The organism is Blautia sp. AM42-2, from assembly GCF_003480245.1.
Classification (GTDB): domain Bacteria; phylum Bacillota; class Clostridia; order Lachnospirales; family Lachnospiraceae; genus Fusicatenibacter; species Fusicatenibacter saccharivorans.
Map to the genome: position 1 here is coordinate 67,141 of NZ_QUIM01000005.1, position 18,091 is coordinate 85,231.

Genomic DNA, 18,091 nt, shown 5'->3' on the forward strand with positions numbered 1-18,091 from the left:
ATGCTTTCGCCGGGCGGCGTATATGGACGCTTCCGGCGTTTTATGCTATACTGATTTGTAGGATGTTGGGGGAAATACAACAAAGGAGAAGAAACACACATGGCAAGTCGTTATGAATCCGACATGACAAGGAAGGAGAAGATGCAGCTCGAAAAAGAGAAGCTGTCGAAAATGAATTTTAAAGAGAAACTGGCCTATATCTGGGAATACTACAAGGCTGTTATTTTCGGCATCATCGCTGTTATCTTCATCATCGGCACGATTGTGAATATCCATGAAAATGCGAAGTATTATGACCTCGTGAGCATTGCCGTAGTGGATTACGCAGGACTGCAGGATGTAAGTCCGATCGAGGAGGACCTAAAAGAAGCGCTCGGAACCGGAGATAAGTACGAAAAGGTAAGCATCGATACGAGCTACAGCTTCGGTGAAAACCTGGAAAACGCGGATTACAACACGCTGATGAAATTCACAGCCGTGATTGCCGCACAGAGCATGGATGCTCTGATCTGTTCACAGGCCGTGTACGACAACTACAGCAAAGACGATTATTTTCTGGATCTGTCCACACTGTTTGACGAAGCGACGTGTGAGAAGTACGGGATAAAGGCGGGAGATACCTGCCTCGACATTTCCAAATTGAAAAAGTACCAGGATATGGGCCTTACGTACTATGAGCCGTGTTATCTGACCGTGTTGGTCAATACAAAGAACGCGGACAATGTAGCAAAACTGATCGAATATCTTGAGGAGGATGGAGTAAATGAGTGATCTTTACACAGAAGTGCTGGTGAAAAAACAGCAGACAGGAAAAGACAAGGTGATCAAAGGAGTTCTGATCTTCTTTACCGTTCTTTTTGCAGCCGCAGGAATTATGATGAATCCGCTGATTCTGCTTCTTGCGCTGGTACTTGGAATCGTAGACTATATTTTTATCCCGAAGCTTTCGGTAGAGTTTGAGTATCTGTACGTCAACGGCGAGCTCGACATCGACCGTATCTATTCGCAGTCAAGAAGAAAAAGAGCCGCAAGCTATGAGCTTTCCAACATGGAAATCCTGGCTCCATACCAGTCCCATCAGCTCGATTCCTACAAAAACAATCAGAGCATCAAACGTTACAACTATTCCTCCGGAATCGAAGGACAGGGCCACAAACCGTATGCATTTGTGATCTCCAAGGACAACACAATGCAGATGGTGATCTTCGAACCGGATGAAGTGATGTTAAAAGATATCCGCAACCGCGCACCAAGAAAAGTATTTATGGATTGACAGCTTTTTTGTTTTGTGTTAAATTAGGTGATAAATCAAAAAGACTTAAGAAGAAAGGAAGATAAGAAAATGGGTACAATTATTGGTGATGGTATTACCTTCGATGATGTGCTTCTGGTTCCGCAGTATTCTGAAGTAACCCCAAACATGGTAGATCTGACTACGCATCTGACCAAGAAGATCAAGCTGAACATCCCGATGATGAGCGCCGGCATGGATACGGTTACAGAACACCGTATGGCAATTGCCATGGCACGTCAGGGAGGAATCGGTATTATCCACAAGAATATGTCGATTGAGCAGCAGGCAGAAGAAGTAGACAAAGTAAAACGTTCTGAGAACGGTGTTATCACCGATCCGTTCTATCTGTCTCCGGAGCACACCCTGGAAGATGCCAATAATCTGATGGCAAAATTCCGTATTTCCGGTGTCCCGATTACCGAGAACGGAAAACTGGTTGGTATTATTACAAACCGTGATCTGAAGTTTGAAACTGATTTCACCAAGAAAATCAAAGAGTCCATGACCAGCGAAAACCTGATCACTGCAAAAGTAGGCGTTACGCTGGACGAGGCAAAAGCAATCCTTGCAAAATCCAGAAAAGAAAAACTTCCGATTGTCGATGACGATTTCAACCTCAAAGGTCTGATCACCATCAAAGATATCGAGAAAACCATCAAGTACCCATTGTCCGCCAAGGATGAGCAGGGACGTCTGCTCTGCGGTGCCGCAGTCGGCATCACGGCAAACGTGCTCGATCGTGTCGATGCGCTGGTAAAAGCACACGTAGACGTGATCGTCATCGACTCCGCTCACGGACATTCCGCAAATATCTTCAAAACACTTCGTCTCATCAAAGAGCATTATCCGGATCTGCAGGTAATCGCCGGAAACGTGGCAACCGCAGAGGCAACAAGAGACCTGATCGCAGCCGGAGCAGACGCTGTTAAAGTCGGTATCGGACCTGGTTCTATCTGTACGACCCGTGTCGTTGCAGGTATCGGTGTACCGCAGATCACAGCCGTTATGGACTGCTATGAGGAAGCAAAGAAGACCGGAACTCCGATCATCGCCGATGGCGGTATCAAGTACTCCGGAGACATGACAAAGGCTATCGCAGCCGGTGCCAATGTCTGCATGATGGGAAGCATCTTCGCAGGATGCGATGAGAGCCCGGGAGATTTCGAACTGTTCCAGGGAAGAAAATACAAAGTATACCGTGGAATGGGATCCATCGCAGCCATGGAGAACGGAAGCAAAGACCGTTACTTCCAGACCGGCGCCAAGAAACTGGTTCCGGAAGGTGTGGAAGGCCGTGTAGCATACAAAGGCCTCGTAGAGGACACTGTATTCCAGCTGATCGGCGGACTTCGTTCCGGTATGGGCTACTGCGGAGCGAAAGATGTTGAGACCTTAAAGGAGACCGGAAAATTTGTGAAGATTTCCGCAGCATCCTTAAAAGAGTCCCATCCGCATGATATCCACATCACCAAAGAGGCTCCGAACTACAGCGTGGACGATAAATAAGAATAAAAAGTCGCAAAAGGCAGAAGGGGGAAAGGGCAGAAACTTTTCAGCTTCTGCCTTTTCAAATGAGGGGGCGCTTATTTGCAGCGGGGAGAGAACATATGGCACAGAAGAGACGGGGAAAAATGACAAGAAAACAGAGGCAGCGCCAGCTTCACCGCAGAATGTTTCTGACGGGAGTTCTGGTGGTGCTGATCTGCGTCGGCATTTACAGCGGCATCCGCCGTGTGGCAAAAACGGCAAGTGATATCACGGCCGTTGACTATTCCGGTTCTGATTATGAGGACAACGATATCACCGACTGGACCGGCGCTCCGCCGATTGATGTGGAGCTTCTGACGCCGAACAGCTGGTCCAGACCGCAGACGAGGCTGAAAAAGGTGGACGGTATCGTTATTCACTACACCGCAAACCCGGGAAGCACGGCGATGCAGAACCGTGATTACTTTGAAAACCTGCCTGAGACGCAGGAGGCGCAGGCCAGCAGCCATTTCGTCGTCGGCATCGAGGGAGAAGTCGTTCAGTGTATCCCGACGAGTGAATGGTCGTATGCATCGAACCAGCGTAATTTCGATACAATCTCGATTGAATGCTGCCACCCGGATGACAGCGGTGAATTTACCGATGAGACATACAATTCTGTGGTCCAGCTCGCCGGTTTCTTATGCAAGCGGTTCAATCTGACTTCGGACGATGTGATCCGTCACTATGATGTAACCGAAAAGCTCTGTCCTCTGTACTACGTGGAGCATGAGGATGCCTGGATTCAGATGAAGGCAGATATTCAGGCGTATGCGGATTCACTTTCCTAAGAGCTGTTTTTAAGAAAAATGAAAAAATCCCCGTTGGGAAAATCAGTTTCAGGAGAAATGATTTTTCCAACGGGGATTTTTCTGTTATCCAATATTTTTAGTAATAGTAACGCCGTCTGCGCCGCTTTCTTTTTTTCGTATTTCCGCCGAGTGCAATCCAGCAGAACAGCCGTACAAACGTGATGCCGAAGAGAACGCCGATGCTGTCGATGCCGACGTCCTTTACCGACGGGCCGCGGTTGGCGACCATCGTCTGGTGGAACTCATCGCTCGCGGCAAAGGCGACACAGAGGATGCCGGCAAGAAACGTGAGCGCGAAGCCGCGCAGGCCGTAGACGTAGAGCGGAAGCGAAACACAGATTGCAAGCAGACAGTACTCTGTCATATGAGCCAGCTTCCGCACCGGGTACTGATACTCGTCAGCCAGTTCCTGGATCTTTTCATCATCCCATCCGCGGTCCATGACGTGGTCGATCGTGATGAAAATGCCGCGCGCCACTTTTTCACTGAGCTGTGAGGATTCCGTTCCGTTCTGGGAAGAGAAGGAGAAAATCATCGACATCATCAGAATCGCCGGGATGAAGGAAAACGGTTTTAACAGTGCAATTACAATTCGATTCATAAAATACCTCCGGTAAAACAAAGCAGGTCAGATCGGAAACTTTTTATGCGGTATGCTCGCGGATTCTGGCAATCGCAGAAAAGATCAGGAATGCCAGCAGGTTCACGATTACGACCGTCGCTCCGGCAGGGGAGGACAGGAAAAACGAGAGGGACATGCCAAGAAGGAAGCACACCACCGAGAGAACCGCGGAGCAGATCACCACGCTCTGGAAGGTATGGCAGAGACGCATCGAGGTCAGTGCCGGGAAAATCAGCAGGCTGGAGATCAGAAGCGCGCCCATCATGCGCATGCCGAGGACGGTGGTGATGGCGGTTAAGAATGCCAGCAGCATGTTGTAAACCTCTGCGCGGACACCGGTTGCTTTGGCAAATGTCTCGTCGAAAGTGACGGCAAAAATACGGTTGTAATACAGGACGAACAGGATCAGCACGACGATGGAGAGCACCACGGAGAGAACAACGTCCTCATCACTCATCGCAAGGATGCTTCCGAACATGTAGTTGTTGACATCGGTGTTCATGCCGCTCGACCACGAAACCGTGATGACACCGATCGCAAGCGCAGAGCTTGAAATCAGGCCGATGGCGGCGTCGCCTTTGATCTTGCTGGATTCGTTCATGCGGAGCAGCAGAAAGGCGGCAAGCACGACGACAGGGATTGTGAAGGCAAGCGGAGCAAAACCGAGAGCCGCTGCAATTGCAAGAGAGCCGAATCCGACATGGGAGAGGCCGTCGCCGATCATGGAGTAGCGCTTTAACACGAGGCTGACACCAAGCAGTGCGGCACACAAAGAGACGAGAATGCCGACCACAAGGGCACGCTGCATAAACGGATAAGAAAGCATTTTCAGCAGATTCGAAATCATAAGTCAGCACCTCCTAAAAACTGTTTTCCCGCCTCGGTTTTCAGATACTCGTCCATCGGACCGAAGAAGACCTGCTTCTGGTCGAGCTGGAGAATGTGCGTTGCGTCCGGCAGAATATTGCGGATATCGTGGGAAACCATGATGATCGTAACGTTCTGCTCGCGGTTGATGCGGCGGATGAGCTGGTACATTTCGTTTGTCATGACCGGGTCAAGGCCAGTGACCGGCTCGTCGAGGAGCAGCAGTTTCTTTGTGGCGCAAAGCGCACGAGCGAGAAGCACACGCTGCTGCTGGCCGCCGGAGAGATCACGGTAGCATCGTTTCTTTAATGGAAGGAGGTCGAGAAGCTCCATATTGCGGAGCGCGTCCTCTTTGTCTGCCTTTGTGTAAAACGGCGGGAAATGCGGGTGGTTCTGCCGGCCGGACAGCACGACTTCCCAGACGCTCGCCGGGAAATCCTTTTGTGCGGCGGTCTGCTGCGGCAGATAGCCGATCTCGCTTGGATGAAGCCCGTCGCCGGTTGTGATCGAGCCGGTGGACGGATTTTTTAAGTGAAGCAGTCCCTTGACCAGAGTACTTTTTCCGGAACCGTTCTCGCCCACAATACAGAGGTAGGAGCCGGCTTCCAGGGCAAAGTTGACATCGGTCAGGACCGGGATGCCTTCGTAGGAGAAGGTGACATCACTGCAGGTAAGTAGAGCCATTAGTTCAGAGCCTCCTTTAGTGCGGCGACATTCTGTTCCATCAGGGAAAGATACGTGGCGCCGTTTTCGAAATCATCTTTGGATACGTTGTGACAGGAGTGAAGCAGCAGCTTTTTCGCGCCGGTCGCCTCACAGATGCAGTCCGTCATTTTTTCGTTGGACAGCTCGGTGTGGAAGACGACAGGAATCTGCTCTTTGGTGATATTGTCAATTAAAAAAGAAAGTGTTTTGGCACTCGCCTCGGATTCCGAGGAGCAGCCGGGGAATGCCGCGTAATAGTCGAGGCCGTAGGCGTCCGCGAAATAGCGGAACGGAAAACGGTCGCCGAAAACGATGGTGTGGCGGCTGGCATTCGCTGTGACATCGGAAAATTCCTCATCGAGGGAGGTAAGCGAAGCAAGATACGAGGCGGTGTTTGCCTGGTATTCATCCGCATGCTCCGGGTCGAGGCGGCAGAGGGAATCACAGAGCTTCTGGACAATCCGCATTGCATTTTTCGGCGAGGTCCAGACGTGCTCGTCCTGTTCGCCGTGGGATTCGTGCGCATGATCATGGGAAGATTCGTCGTGTGTATCCTCGTCCTCATGGTCGTGTACATCCTCGTGATCTGCATCTTCGTCCTCATGGTCGTGCGCATCCTCGTCCTCATGATCGTGTGCGTGGCCGTGGGTCTCCATTCCCTCGACGGTTTCCTCGGCAACGGTGTCAACGCAGTCCATCAGCGTCACTACCTCTTTGTTCGAGGTATCGACAGAATCAAGGATTGTCTCGACCCAGGCATCGGAATCGCCGCCGACGTAGACGAAGAGATCACATTCGGAAACCGTAATCATATCGCCCGGTGTCGGTTCAAACGAGTGACTTTCCGCACCCGGGGAAAGCAGCATGTGGAGATCGAGATGATCGCCGCCGATGGCGCGCAGAAAATCATACTGCGGAAAAATCGTAGCCACGGCGGAGAGTTTCGTGTTCTCCTGGGAATCCGCCGTCTCTTTTGAGGATCCCGCACAGCCCGTCAGAAGAAGGAGGGCAGGAAGGAGGAGAAGGCGTAACGTTTTTTTTGAAAAAAATGTCATGATACTCCTTTCTGAAAGAAAACACGGAGGCATTCGAAAAAGCTCCGTATCAGACTGTTTCGTGACAAATGCCGCAGGAGTGGGAAGCGGCAGACGGGAACAAATGTCCCCGAAAAAAGATCAGTTATCATCATATAGCAGGGAGGATTCATTTGTCAAGGAAAGGAAAACCAGTTATAGAAAAGAGGGAAAAAAACTGCCTTTCCCTGTAAAAAAGAAAGGCAGTTTTGAGAAAATTTCTTGATTTTAGGATACCCGGCGGAACTGTGCCTGGTAGAGCTGGTAGTACGCACCCTGCTTTGCCATCAGTTCGTCGTGGGTTCCCTGCTCGAAAATCTTTCCGTGGTCGATCACGAAAATCCGGTCCGCATTTTTAATAGTAGAAAGACGGTGCGCAATGATGAACGAGGTACGGCCCTTCAACAGGCTTTCGATTCCCTGCTGCACCTGAATTTCTGTCTGTGTGTCGATGCTGGACGTCGCCTCGTCGAGAATCAGAATCCGCGGATCGGACACCATCGTTCTGGCAAAGGCGAGAAGCTGGCGCTGGCCGTTGGAAAGACGGGCACCGCGCTCGCTGATCTCGGTGTCATAGCCGTCCGGCAGCTCTATGATAAAGTCATGGGCATGCACGGCCTTTGCGGCGGCAATGATTTCTTCCTCCGTGGCATCGAGCTTTCCATACGCAATGTTGTCGCGGATCGTGCCGGAGAAGAGAAAGTTGTCCTGTGTCATCACACCCATCTGGGCACGCAGGCTGTTGATGGAGACATCCGTCAGGCTGTGGCCGTCGACGCGGACCGTTCCCGAAGTAATATTGTAGAAACGGCTGATCAGATTGACAATGGTCGTCTTTCCAGCGCCGGTCGGGCCGACGAGTGCGATCGTCTCACCGGGAGCCGCTGTAAAGCTGACATCTTTTAAAACCAGCGTGTCCGGATCATCGGAGTAGGCAAAGCTGACGTGGTCGAACGTTACTTCTCCTTTGATCGGCGGCAGTTCTGTGACGCCAGGCTTGTCGGCAACCTCCGCCGGTGTGTCGAGGATCTCAAAGATTCGCTCCGCAGCGGAAAGGTTCGTGATCAGCTTGTTGTAAAAACCGGCCAGGTTCTGGATCGGATCCCAGAACATCGTCAGATACATCGCAAACGCCGTGAACGTACCGATCGGAACGGCATCCACGCCGAGTACGGAAATACCGATAAAATACAGAAGAAACGTTCCGATGCCCCATGTCACTTCGATCACAGCGGAAAAACCATCCGCCAGGCGGACCGCATGGATGAAGGAGTTCTGATGCTCAAGAAGAAGCCGGTCAAACTCGCCCTGCGATTCCTGCTCTGCGGTAAAGCTCTTGATGATGCGGATACCGGAGAAGTCCTCGTGGATATACGCCGTAACATTGGAAGATTTTTTTCGGAACGTCTGCCATCTCTTGTGTGCGACGATCTGAATAAAATACATGCCGATAGCGATCAGCGGCAGCACGAGAATCGCACTTAAGGAGAGCCAGATGTTTTTGATCATCATGATCACCAGAATGGCGATGATCGTGAGAATGTTTGGAATCAGCTTTGTGACACCGTCGTTCAGCACATCCTTTAACGAGTTGACATCGCCGATGATGCGCGCCAGGATCTTTCCGGCCGGGCGTGTATCGAAAAAGCTGAAGCTTAAGGTCTGGATATGCGTGTAGAGCTCGTCACGGATTTCCAGAAGAATGTTGTTGGTAATGCGCGCCATCAGAAGCATCCGCAGGCGGACACCGGCCGCGTAAACCAGGTTGATCACAACCATGAATACGCAGAGGGCAACAAGCCCACGCCAGTCTTTCTGCGCAATATTGACGTCGATGGCGTACTCCAGGAGCAGCGGGTTCACAGTGGAAATCGCGATGGTAACGGCGAGAACCACGAGAACGACGGCAACCTGGCGTTTATAATTTTTTAAGTAGGAGAAGAGGCGGCGGATGGTCGCGCTCTTTAAGACCTCTTTCTGCTCTTCATCTACTTTACTGGAATTGATAGCCATAATCGTATTGTTCCTCTCTTAACGGGTAAGTAAATACAGAAGTTGTCGGGTAACAGATTAAATTGAATTAAGCATTGGCAGGAAGTGCCTGCTCGAGGGCTGCCTTTGCTTTATGGTAATCACCGTACTGAGCCTCCCAGGTGGAGTAGTACAGGCCTTTCTGTGCCATCAGACTCTCATGCGTGCCGCGCTCGGCGATGCGTCCGTGATCGAGATACAGGATCTCATCGGCATTCTGCACTGAAGAAATGCGGTGGGCAATGATGATCTTGGAAACATCTTTTTTCTCGGCGAGATGGCTCTGGATTTCGTATTCGGTCTCCATATCGAGCGCCGAGGTGGAATCATCCAGTACGAGGATCGGAGCCTGTTTTGCCAGGGCGCGTGCGATGGAAAGACGCTGCTTCTGACCGCCGGAAAGTCCCATGCCGCGCTCGCCGATGACCGTTTCGTACTGATCGGAAAGGTGATCGACGAACTCGGAAGCACACGCAGCGGAGACGGCGTTATGTACCTCTTCGGATTTCATTGTGCTGCGGCTGCCGAGGCGGACATTCTCAGAAATCGTGTCTGAGAACAGGAAGACGTCCTGCATGACGACGGAAGAAGTATCGCGCACGGTGCGCAGCGGCAGGGTGCGGATGTCGTGGCCGTCGAGACAGATGGAACCGTCGGTGACATCGTAAAAACGCTCGAGCAGATTGACGATGGTTGTTTTTCCGGAACCCGTCATACCCATGATGCCGAGTGTGTGGCCCTGCTTTAAGGTAAAGTCGATATCCTGCAGAATCGGTGTGTCATGCAGGGAGAAATCGACGTGATGGAATTCCAGGTCACCCGGAAGTTTTGAAAGCTCCACCGGATTTTCCGGTTCTGCGATCTGCGGCTCCTCTGCGAGAATTTTGTTCAGCTTCTTGTTGGAAGCAATCGCAGAAGCGAAGCAGTTGCCGAGCCAGCCGACGTTTTCGATCGGCCAGGTGATCTTGGAGGTGTACTCCATAAAGGCCGTTAAAACACCGAGCGTAATGCGTCCGTGGATGACACCGTAGCCGCCCGCGAGAAGGACGAGCACGCGCATCAGCTTCGTAAGAAACGAGATGGCGGGATCGTATTTCATCAGGACGCGCGCCTGATCCATGTTGAGATCGCAGTATTTCTGATTGTGTTTCCGGAATTTTTTGATCTCATACGGTTCCCGTGCAAAGGATTTGACGGTGCGGACACCGGCGAGATTTTCCTGTGCAACGGTATTCATGACGGCGTTTTCCTCGCTGATCGCATCGTAGACACGGTCGAGTTCTTTTTCGAGGCGGATTGCGATGCCTGCGACGAAAGGAAGGATCGCCACGGAGACGAGTGTCAGCGGCAGATCCAGTTTGACCATACTGACCATTGCCATCATGATACAGATCAGGCCTTCTAAGATCAGCATGCCGGCAAAGCCGAGGATATCCCAGATCCGGTCGACGTCATCGCGCACGCGGGCGAGGAGTTCGCCGGTATTGTTTTTGTCAAAGTATTCCACCGAAAGCCGCTGGACGTGGCGGAACAGGTTGTCCCTCATCTGGCTGGCGACGCGGACGCTGCTGACATCGAATAAAAATTCTTTGATGTACTGAAACAGGGCTTTTGCGGCACCGATCAGAAGAAAGGCGGCAAGGTATTTCCAGAGCAGTTCCATTTTGTGACCGACCAGCACGTCATCCACGATGTGCAGCGTGACAAGCGGCGCGAGCATATCGAGAAAGACACTTAAGGCCATGGAACCAAAAGCGAAAACGTAGTAGTACCAGTTCTGGAGCAGGTACTTACCGATTGGATTTTTCTTCATGAATGTTAAAACCTCCTCATTGATGTCGTTTGGGTGTCTGGCAGAACATAGGCTTTCAAAAGCTCCGTAAGTGTGGGAACGGAACAACGGGAAACGAAAGCGAAGGCTGCGTTTGTATATAAAAGAAGGGAATCGATGCGGTAAGAAGACCGCGGAATCTGCCTGCCGGAAACGGAGCGAAGCCGGAAAGAACGGTTTCGTACTGTTTATAGCAATAAAAAAAGCCGCAGTATCGACGTACCGCGCCTTCTGTGCGAAATAGCAGGCATAAAGAATGCATAGAGATTTGTTATGCAGAGTTAATGCTTACAAAGAATTTCGAAAGAAGGGCAGCCACCTGGTTTGATCGCCATACGAAGTTTATTCTGTTTTACGCTGGATGCATAAATAAGATTGATCATAAGTGGTGTTCTCCTTTCATGATTTTTTCTGCCGCATCTGATCGAACACGACAGCTTATGGTTCTAAGCTACTCCTGTTTTCCGGATTTGTCAATTGTTATTTTCAAAAATTAAAAAATAAAAGCTGCAAAAGGTATGAAAATTGCGAATTTGGGTAGCTGTTTTGGGGAATATGAGATATAATATTACTGTTCAATCAGCAGTGAAACACTTGCTGTTTCGCTGCGTAAGAAAGTGATTCAGGTGTGAGCAGCCCTCCTTTTGCGTAGCAAAACTTTCAATGAGGGCTGCGAATGTTACAGTTCGCAGGTATCTGTGAACTGTAACGATATAATAAACGAGAGTATAAGCGGAAAAATCACAAGCTAACATGTGAAACGAGGGGACAAAAAGATGGAAAAAATAATTGCAGGCCTGGTGCAGATGGATTCCGGGCCGGATATGAATGAAAATATGCGTATGGCCGAGCAGTATGTGCGGGAGGCGGCGGAACAAGGAGCGAAGCTGATTCTTTTCCCGGAGACCGCAGAATACACGGGAGCAGACATGCCGGGCCACGCAAGTGCAGTGCCGGGCTACGTAAGCCGCCGGTTTTCCAGCCTTGCCAAACGGTACGGTGTCTATCTGCACTGCGGCAGCATGACGGTACGGCGCCATCCGGGGCGTCCGTCCAACACGTCGTTTCTGTTCGGACCAGATGGAGAAACGATTGCAGAATACAGCAAAATACATATGTTTGACGTAAATATTCCGGGCAGTGTCTCCTACGAAGAATCACACGAGATCTGCCCGGGAAATGAAATTGTTCTTGCGGACACGGCGCTTGGCCTGTTCGGCATGAGCATCTGCTACGATATCCGCTTTCCGGAACAGTACCGGCTGATGGCATCCTCCGGAGCCGATGCATTTCTGATAGCGGCGGATTTTACGAAAGCAACGGGAGAGCGCCACTGGGAAGTACTGCTGCGCACGCGCGCCATTGAAAACGGATGCTACGTGCTCGCCGCCAACCAGTGCGGCCAGAAAGCGCGGTTTGAGGCGTACGGCCATTCCATGATCATTGCGCCGGACGGCGAAATTCTTGCGGAGGCAGATGATACCCCGCAGGTACTCATCGCAGAGCTGGATCCGGAAGTGCTGGAGCGGACAAGAAATGAAATCCCGTCTCTGGAAAACAGGAGAGACGATCTTTACCGTGTAAGCTCGGGAAACGTACGGATTTATGAAGAATAAAAATGCAGGGAGGAAATAAGAAGATGGATCAGTTTATACAGTATACCCCGACGGAAGTCGTGTTCGGAAAAGAGACCGAAAACCAGGCAGGCGCTGAGGTAAAGAAATGGGGCGGCACAAAGGTGCTCGTCGTTTACGGAGGCGGAAGTGCAAAACGGAGCGGTCTTCTGGAACGAGTGGAAGCATCTCTTGCAAAAGAGGGCCTTGCCTTTGAAGAGCTTGGCGGCGTAAAACCAAACCCGAGACTTGCCCTTGCCGAGGAGGGTGTGAAAAAAGCAGTGGAAATGCAGGCAGACTTTATTCTTGCCGTCGGCGGCGGAAGCTCAATTGACACCGCAAAAGCCGTTGCGCATGGAGCTGCAAATCCGGAGGAGGCACTCTGGGATATCTGGACGAAAAAAGTACCGCTGACAAAATCTCTCCCGGTAGGAGCGGTTCTGACGATACCGGCAGCCGGAAGCGAGATGAGCGATTCAGCCGTTCTGACAAACGAGGCAATCGGCAAAAAGGCCGGCATCAACACGCCGTTCAACCGCTGCAAATTTGCCATCATGAACCCGGAGCTGGCAGCAACCCTGCCGAAATACCAGATTGCCTGCGGAGTAACCGACATCATGATGCACACGATGGAGCGCTATTTCATTCCGGAGAGCCAGTGCGAGATGACGGACGAGATTGCAGAGGGACTCCTCCGTACCGTAATCAAAAACGGACCGAAGGTTCTGGAAAACCCATCCGATTACAATGCGATGGCGGAAATCATGTGGTGCGGAAGCCTGTCACACAATGGACTGACGGAGTGCGGACGCGGCAAAGATTTTTCGGTACATAAATTTGGCCATGCGTTAAGTGCAAAATATGATGTAGCACACGGCGCATCCCTGGCGGCAGTCTGGGGTGCCTGGGCGAAATACCAGTACGATGAGGAGACGGTTCTCTGGCGGTTTGCACGGTTTGCAGAAAAAGTCTGGGGCATCACAGAGGGAAGCGATCACAAACGGGCAACGGAAGGCATTGAGCGCACAGTAGCGTTCTTCCATTCGCTCGGCATGCCGACCTCCCTGCATGAGCTTGATATTCTGAACCCGTCGGATGAGGATCTGCGTGCCCTTTCCATGGATGCAACACAGCAGGACACCGTAAAACTGTCCCGCATCCGCAAGCTGGGCGCACAGGAAGTATATGAGATTTACCAGATGGCGCGATAAAAGGAGGAAAACCAGATGGCAAAAAAGAAAATCGCAGCACTGCTGATCGCAGCGGCCGTTGCGGCAGGAGGCTGGGCGCTTCCGGCAAGGGTAAGCGCAGCAGAAAATGACGGCACGGCCGTAACCTGGCAGCAGGATGAGACGGAAAGTTCCGAGCAGAATTCGGATGAGGAAGCGGCAGCGCAGGAGCAGAGCGGTACTTCGGAAAACGAGACGCCGGCTGTTACGATTCCAGGTGAGGACAACGAACAGGAGCCGGAGGAGAAACTTCCTGCCGGCTGGGTGAAACAGGAGGACGGAAGCTGGAAATACAGAAAAGAGGACGGCACGATGGCCGCCAGCGAGTGGATCACCCATCTGAACCGGAGATATTATCTGAATGCAGACGAAATCATGTGCACGGGTCTTTCGATGGTCAACGGAAAGCTCTATTATTTTGAGAGCTGGGGCGGAGCCGGTTTCCAGGGCTGGAAAAAAGTCGGCGGGGCATGGTACTATCTGAACGAGGACGGAAGCGTCAAAACGAATGAATGGTTCGTTCACGACAAGAGAACATACCATGTAGATGAAAACGGTGTGATGAGCACCGGACTGCAGAAGATTGACGGAACGCTCTACTACTTCGAGAGCTGGGGCGGAGCCGGATTCCAGGGCTGGAAAAAAGTCGGCGGAACATGGTACTATCTGAATGAGGACGGAAGCCTCAGAACGAATCAGTGGTTTGTGCATGATAAAAGAACGTACCATGTAGACGCAGACGGTGTGATGAGTACCGGCTGGCAGACGATTGACGGCGTTGATTATTACTTTGAAAGCTGGGGCGGCATGCGCGTGAACGCCTGGGCGGCCAAGGGCAGTGACTGGTATTACATGGACAGCAACGGAACCCCAAAAGGGGAAGGCTGGCTGCTGTATGACAAGAACTGGTATTATCTGAGGCAGGACGGCAAAATGATGCACAGTGAATGGCTGTGGTATGATAATAACTGGTATTACCTGCAGAGCTGGGGCGGCATGTATAAGAGCCAGTGGGTAACGATCAAAGGCGCAACGTATTACTTCCGGAGCTGGGGCGGTATTTACAAGAACGGCTGGCAGGAAGTGGACGGAAAAACGTATTACTTCCGAAGCTGGGGAGGCATCTATAAGGATACCTACATCGACGGCTATTACGTTGATAAAAACGGTGTCCGCCGGAACAGCAAAAATATCTGCGTGGCAATCGACGCAGGACACCAGAGAAGAGGAAACAGCGAGAAAGAGCCGATCGGACCGGGATCATCGACCTATAAGGCGAAGGTTGCTTCCGGAACATGCGGTGTGGCAACCGGCATCAATGAGTATGAGCTGAACCTTGCGGTATCTTTAAAGGTACGCGATATCCTTGAGGAGCGCGGCTACGATGTTTACATGATCCGCGAGACGCACGACGTCAATATCAGCAACTCCGAGCGTGCAAAACTTGCCGCGCAGAACGGAGCAGACATTCTCGTGCGTGTACACGCGAACGGAGATTCGAACCAGTCGGTTTACGGAGCACTCACGATGGCACCGAGCAGCAGAAATACGTATCTTTCCGGTGATGTGGTCAGCAAGAGCCAGAAGCTCTCCCAGAAGATGATCGCAGCATTCTGCAAAGACACCGGTGCGAAGAACCGCGATGTGATTTACACCGATTCCATGAGCGGCATCAACTGGAGTACCATTCCGGTCACGATCATTGAGCTTGGCTTCATGAGCAATCCTTCCGAGGACCGTTTGATGGCAACCGAGGATTACCGAAACAAGATGGCACAGGGAATTGCGGACGGAATCGACGCATATTACGAATAAACAAAGGGACCTGCCTGAAATGGGCGGGTCCTTTTTGTATGCAAAAAAAGAAAGCGGAGCGAGTCCGCTTTCTTTTGGGAATCCATAGGATCAGATCTTATTTGTTGTTGTTTTTCTCCAGCTCCTGCATTTTCATCGCACGAACCTTCAGCGGCAGACCGAACAGTGTGATGAATCCGTCTGCATCGTGGTGATCGTAGAGATCGCCGGTGGTGAAGGAAGCAAGAGACTCATTGTACAGGCTGTACGGAGAAGACTCGCCGGCTTTGATGATGTTGCCTTTGAACAGTTTGAATTTTACTTCGCCTGTTACATATTTCTGGGTGACATCAACGAATGCCTGGATTGCCTCGCGCAGAGGAGTGTACCATTTTCCTTCGTAAACAACCTCAGCAAGCAGGTTTCCGAGATCTTTCTTTGTTTTCAGGGTCTCACGGTCGAGAATCAGCTCCTCTAACTGCTCATGTGCAGCCATCAGGATGGTTCCGCCAGGAGTCTCATAAACACCGCGGGATTTCATGCCGACAACACGGTTCTCAACGATATCAACAATACCGATGCCGTGTTTTCCGCCCAGCTTGTTCAGCTCGGTGATGATTTCAGAAACTTTCATTTCTTTTCCGTTTAAGGTCTTCGGAACGCCGGCCTCAAAGGTCATGGTTACGTACTCGCCTTCGTCCGGAGCTTTTTCCGGAGGAGTGGTCAGTACGAGAAGATCGTCGTAGTTCGGCTCGTTGGACGGATCCTCAAGCTCAAGTCCCTCATGGCTGATGTGCCACAGGTTACGATCACGGCTGTAGCTGTGGTTTGCATCAAACGGAAGGTCGATGCCGTGTGCTTTACAGTAAGCCAGCTCGTCTTCACGGGACTGCATGGTCCATACATCGGTCATTCTCCAAGGAGCGATTACTTTGATATCCGGAGCAAGGGCTTTGATGCCGAGCTCGAAACGGATCTGGTCATTTCCTTTACCGGTAGCGCCGTGGCAGATGGCAACAGCACCTTCTTTTCTTGCGATCTCAACGAGTTTCTTTGCGATAACCGGACGTGCCATGGAAGTACCGAGCAGGTATTTGTTCTCATAAACAGCGCCTGCTTTTACGCACGGCATGATGAAGTCTTCACTGAACTCGTCGATAACGTTTTCGATATATAATTTGGAAGCGCCGGAAAGTTTTGCTCTCTCATCGAGGCCAACCAGCTCGTTTCCCTGGCCGCAGTCGATGCAGCAACAGATTACTTCGTAGTCAAAGGTCTCTTTCAGCCACGGAATAATGGCAGTAGTATCAAGTCCGCCGGAATAGGCAAGTACAACTTTTTCTTTCATAATGTAAGATCCTCCTTGGATTTCTCGTGCACCTATATGCGCGGTGCATCGTCAATGACTAAAATATACATCATACGACAGGATTATGCAAGCTTTTTTTCAGAAATTCAAAAAAAACTTGCATAATATACATTTGAGGTGTATACTTATGCAATCGACGGTATATGACAGCAGAAAACAAAGATTTTTCATTGAAAAAAGAAAATAATTGAGATATCATAAAGAAAAAAGAAAAAATGTCCGGCAAGACAAGAAAACGGGCGAAAGAAAAAAGGAGAAAAAGGTATGATCAGAGCAGGAATTATCGGTTCTACAGGATATGCAGGAGGCGAGCTGGTGCGTATTCTCCTGGGACACAAAGATGTGGAGATTAAATGGTATGGTTCCAGAAGCTATATCGATAAGAAATATGCGTCGGTTTACCAGAATATGTTTCAGTTAGTAGACGATGTCTGCAAGGACGACAACATGGAGCAGCTTGCAAAGGAAGTAGACGTCATTTTTACAGCAACTCCGCAGGGACTCTGTGCTTCCCTGGTAAATGATGAAATTCTTTCGAAAGTAAAGGTCATCGACCTGAGCGCCGATTTCCGTATTAAAGATGTAAAAACGTATGAAGAGTGGTACAAGATCGAGCATAAATCCCCGCAGTATATCGACGAGGCGGTTTACGGACTGTGCGAGATCAACCGTGAGAAAGTAAAACAAGCGCGCATCGTGGCAAACCCGGGATGCTATCCGACCTGCTCAACTCTTTCGATTTATCCTTTATTAAAGGAAGATCTGATTGATGGAAACACCATCATTATTGATGCAAAATCAGGAACTTCCGGAGCAGGAAGAGGAGCGAAAGTGGACAACCTCTACTGTGAGGTCAATGAAAACATCAAGGCATACGGCGTTGCCGGCCACCGCCACACACCGGAGATCGAGGAGCAGCTTTCCTATGCAGCCGGCTACCCGATCACCCTGAACTTCACCCCGCATCTTGTTCCGATGAACCGCGGCATTCTCGTAACGGCATATGCATCCCTGAAAAAAGATGTGACTTACGAAGAGGTTAAAGCCGTTTATGATAAGTATTATGCCAACGAGCAGTTTGTACGTGTTCTCGATAAGGATGTCTGCCCGCAGACGAAATGGGTCGAGGGAAGCAACTATGTGGATGTCAACTTCAAGATCGATCCGAGAACGAAACGAATCATCATGATGGGTGCGATGGACAACCTGGTCAAAGGCGCAGCAGGACAGGCGGTACAGAATATGAACCTGATGTTCGGCCTGCCGGAAAACGAAGGCCTGTGCATGCCGCCGATGTTCCCGTAAAAAAGACAGAAGCAGACAA

16 protein-coding genes are annotated in these 18,091 nt (G+C 50.7%); 9 read left to right on the forward strand and 7 right to left on the reverse strand.

Annotated elements, in window-relative coordinates; translation table 11 throughout:
• The first annotated feature begins 99 nt into the window (after nucleotides 1-99).
• The 4 genes from DW915_RS07820 (at nucleotide 100) to DW915_RS07835 (ending at nucleotide 3,612) form a co-directional block, all read left to right on the forward strand.
• Complete coding sequence (locus DW915_RS07820) at nucleotides 100-771, forward strand: hypothetical protein (RefSeq protein WP_118719544.1); 672 nt, start codon at nucleotides 100-102, stop codon at nucleotides 769-771.
• Complete coding sequence (locus DW915_RS07825; protein ID WP_118741896.1) at nucleotides 764-1,273, forward strand: DUF6106 family protein; 510 nt, start codon at nucleotides 764-766, stop codon at nucleotides 1,271-1,273. Before DW915_RS07820 ends, DW915_RS07825 begins: the two co-directional genes overlap by 8 nt.
• 69 nt (nucleotides 1,274-1,342) lie before the next feature.
• Entirely contained in the window at nucleotides 1,343-2,800 is a 1,458-nt protein-coding gene (gene guaB, locus DW915_RS07830; RefSeq protein ID WP_022462189.1) for an IMP dehydrogenase, read from the forward strand.
• A gap of 101 nt (nucleotides 2,801-2,901) precedes the next feature.
• The gene (locus DW915_RS07835) at nucleotides 2,902-3,612 is read left to right on the forward strand and encodes a peptidoglycan recognition protein family protein (RefSeq protein WP_022462190.1); all 711 of its coding nucleotides are present in this window, start codon (nucleotides 2,902-2,904) and stop codon (nucleotides 3,610-3,612) included.
• Nucleotides 3,613-3,709: 97 nt separating this feature from the next.
• On the opposite strand, the gene DW915_RS07840 is transcribed toward DW915_RS07835, so the two are convergent.
• From DW915_RS07840 to DW915_RS07855, 4 genes are read right to left on the reverse strand one after another with little or no spacing between them, the layout of a single operon-like run.
• Nucleotides 3,710-4,234: a VanZ family protein gene (locus tag DW915_RS07840; RefSeq protein ID WP_118741897.1), complete on the reverse strand. Its 525-nt coding sequence runs from the start codon at nucleotides 4,232-4,234 to the stop codon at nucleotides 3,710-3,712.
• 43 nt (nucleotides 4,235-4,277) lie between these two features.
• Nucleotides 4,278-5,102, reverse strand: a complete 825-nt coding sequence (locus DW915_RS07845) for a metal ABC transporter permease (protein ID WP_022462192.1) — start codon at nucleotides 5,100-5,102, stop codon at nucleotides 4,278-4,280.
• On the reverse strand, nucleotides 5,099-5,806 hold the full coding sequence (locus DW915_RS07850; protein WP_022462193.1) for a metal ABC transporter ATP-binding protein: 708 nt from the start codon (nucleotides 5,804-5,806) through the stop codon (nucleotides 5,099-5,101). Before DW915_RS07850 ends, DW915_RS07845 begins: the two co-directional genes overlap by 4 nt.
• Nucleotides 5,806-6,759: a metal ABC transporter substrate-binding protein gene (locus DW915_RS07855; RefSeq protein WP_243033804.1), complete on the reverse strand. Its 954-nt coding sequence runs from the start codon at nucleotides 6,757-6,759 to the stop codon at nucleotides 5,806-5,808. Before DW915_RS07855 ends, DW915_RS07850 begins: the two co-directional genes overlap by 1 nt.
• A gap of 13 nt (nucleotides 6,760-6,772) precedes the next feature.
• Between DW915_RS07855 and DW915_RS15900 the strand changes: the two genes are divergently transcribed.
• Entirely contained in the window at nucleotides 6,773-7,126 is a 354-nt protein-coding gene (locus DW915_RS15900; RefSeq protein WP_173815799.1) for a hypothetical protein, read from the forward strand.
• A 2-nt stretch (nucleotides 7,127-7,128) separates the two neighbouring features.
• Here the strand turns inward: DW915_RS15900 and DW915_RS07865 are convergent, their stop codons facing one another.
• Together DW915_RS07865 and DW915_RS07870 are read right to left on the reverse strand one after the other, a co-directional pair.
• Nucleotides 7,129-8,913 carry an ABC transporter ATP-binding protein gene (locus DW915_RS07865; RefSeq protein ID WP_117761029.1) on the reverse strand — a complete coding sequence of 595 codons (1,785 nt, stop codon included), beginning with the start codon at nucleotides 8,911-8,913 and terminating at the stop codon, nucleotides 7,129-7,131.
• Nucleotides 8,914-8,980: 67 nt separating this feature from the next.
• Nucleotides 8,981-10,744: an ABC transporter ATP-binding protein gene (locus DW915_RS07870; protein ID WP_117801493.1), complete on the reverse strand. Its 1,764-nt coding sequence runs from the start codon at nucleotides 10,742-10,744 to the stop codon at nucleotides 8,981-8,983.
• A gap of 794 nt (nucleotides 10,745-11,538) precedes the next feature.
• On the opposite strand from DW915_RS07870, the gene DW915_RS07875 reads away from it, so the two are divergent.
• Genes DW915_RS07875 through DW915_RS07885 form a run of 3 tightly spaced genes read left to right on the forward strand, consistent with a single transcriptional unit; the run spans nucleotide 11,539 to nucleotide 15,419 of the window.
• Nucleotides 11,539-12,378 (forward strand): carbon-nitrogen hydrolase family protein, encoded by an 840-nt coding sequence (locus DW915_RS07875; RefSeq protein WP_118719534.1) that lies wholly within the window; start codon nucleotides 11,539-11,541, stop codon nucleotides 12,376-12,378.
• Between the two features lie 23 nt (nucleotides 12,379-12,401).
• Nucleotides 12,402-13,586, forward strand: coding sequence for an iron-containing alcohol dehydrogenase (locus DW915_RS07880; protein WP_118719598.1), 1,185 nt, complete (start codon nucleotides 12,402-12,404; stop codon nucleotides 13,584-13,586).
• A gap of 15 nt (nucleotides 13,587-13,601) precedes the next feature.
• Nucleotides 13,602-15,419 carry an N-acetylmuramoyl-L-alanine amidase gene (locus tag DW915_RS07885; RefSeq protein ID WP_118719532.1) on the forward strand — a complete coding sequence of 606 codons (1,818 nt, stop codon included), beginning with the start codon at nucleotides 13,602-13,604 and terminating at the stop codon, nucleotides 15,417-15,419.
• A 97-nt stretch (nucleotides 15,420-15,516) separates the two neighbouring features.
• Here the strand turns inward: DW915_RS07885 and DW915_RS07890 are convergent, their stop codons facing one another.
• Entirely contained in the window at nucleotides 15,517-16,749 is a 1,233-nt protein-coding gene (locus DW915_RS07890) for an argininosuccinate synthase (RefSeq protein WP_055218598.1), read from the reverse strand.
• A 282-nt stretch (nucleotides 16,750-17,031) separates the two neighbouring features.
• Here DW915_RS07890 and argC point away from each other — a divergent pair, with 282 nt between their 5' ends.
• On the forward strand, nucleotides 17,032-18,072 hold the full coding sequence (gene argC, locus DW915_RS07895) for an N-acetyl-gamma-glutamyl-phosphate reductase (RefSeq protein ID WP_022462202.1): 1,041 nt from the start codon (nucleotides 17,032-17,034) through the stop codon (nucleotides 18,070-18,072).
• Nucleotides 18,073-18,091 lie beyond the last annotated feature (19 nt).

What these genes read in the sequence shown, in the direction of transcription:
- DW915_RS07820 (WP_118719544.1), top strand. Translation starts at nt 100, where the DNA reads ATGGCAAGTCGTTATGAATCCGACATGACAAGGAAGGAGAAGATGCAG.
- DW915_RS07825 (WP_118741896.1), top strand. Translation starts at nt 764, where the DNA reads ATGAGTGATCTTTACACAGAAGTGCTGGTGAAAAAACAGCAGACAGGA.
- guaB (WP_022462189.1), top strand. Translation starts at nt 1,343, where the DNA reads ATGGGTACAATTATTGGTGATGGTATTACCTTCGATGATGTGCTTCTG.
- DW915_RS07835 (WP_022462190.1), top strand. Translation starts at nt 2,902, where the DNA reads ATGGCACAGAAGAGACGGGGAAAAATGACAAGAAAACAGAGGCAGCGC.
- DW915_RS07840 (WP_118741897.1), bottom strand. Translation starts at nt 4,234, where the DNA reads ATGAATCGAATTGTAATTGCACTGTTAAAACCGTTTTCCTTCATCCCG.
- DW915_RS07845 (WP_022462192.1), bottom strand. Translation starts at nt 5,102, where the DNA reads ATGATTTCGAATCTGCTGAAAATGCTTTCTTATCCGTTTATGCAGCGT.
- DW915_RS07850 (WP_022462193.1), bottom strand. Translation starts at nt 5,806, where the DNA reads ATGGCTCTACTTACCTGCAGTGATGTCACCTTCTCCTACGAAGGCATC.
- DW915_RS07865 (WP_117761029.1), bottom strand. Translation starts at nt 8,913, where the DNA reads ATGGCTATCAATTCCAGTAAAGTAGATGAAGAGCAGAAAGAGGTCTTA.
- DW915_RS07870 (WP_117801493.1), bottom strand. Translation starts at nt 10,744, where the DNA reads ATGAAGAAAAATCCAATCGGTAAGTACCTGCTCCAGAACTGGTACTAC.
- DW915_RS07875 (WP_118719534.1), top strand. Translation starts at nt 11,539, where the DNA reads ATGGAAAAAATAATTGCAGGCCTGGTGCAGATGGATTCCGGGCCGGAT.
- DW915_RS07880 (WP_118719598.1), top strand. Translation starts at nt 12,402, where the DNA reads ATGGATCAGTTTATACAGTATACCCCGACGGAAGTCGTGTTCGGAAAA.
- DW915_RS07885 (WP_118719532.1), top strand. Translation starts at nt 13,602, where the DNA reads ATGGCAAAAAAGAAAATCGCAGCACTGCTGATCGCAGCGGCCGTTGCG.
- argC (WP_022462202.1), top strand. Translation starts at nt 17,032, where the DNA reads ATGATCAGAGCAGGAATTATCGGTTCTACAGGATATGCAGGAGGCGAG.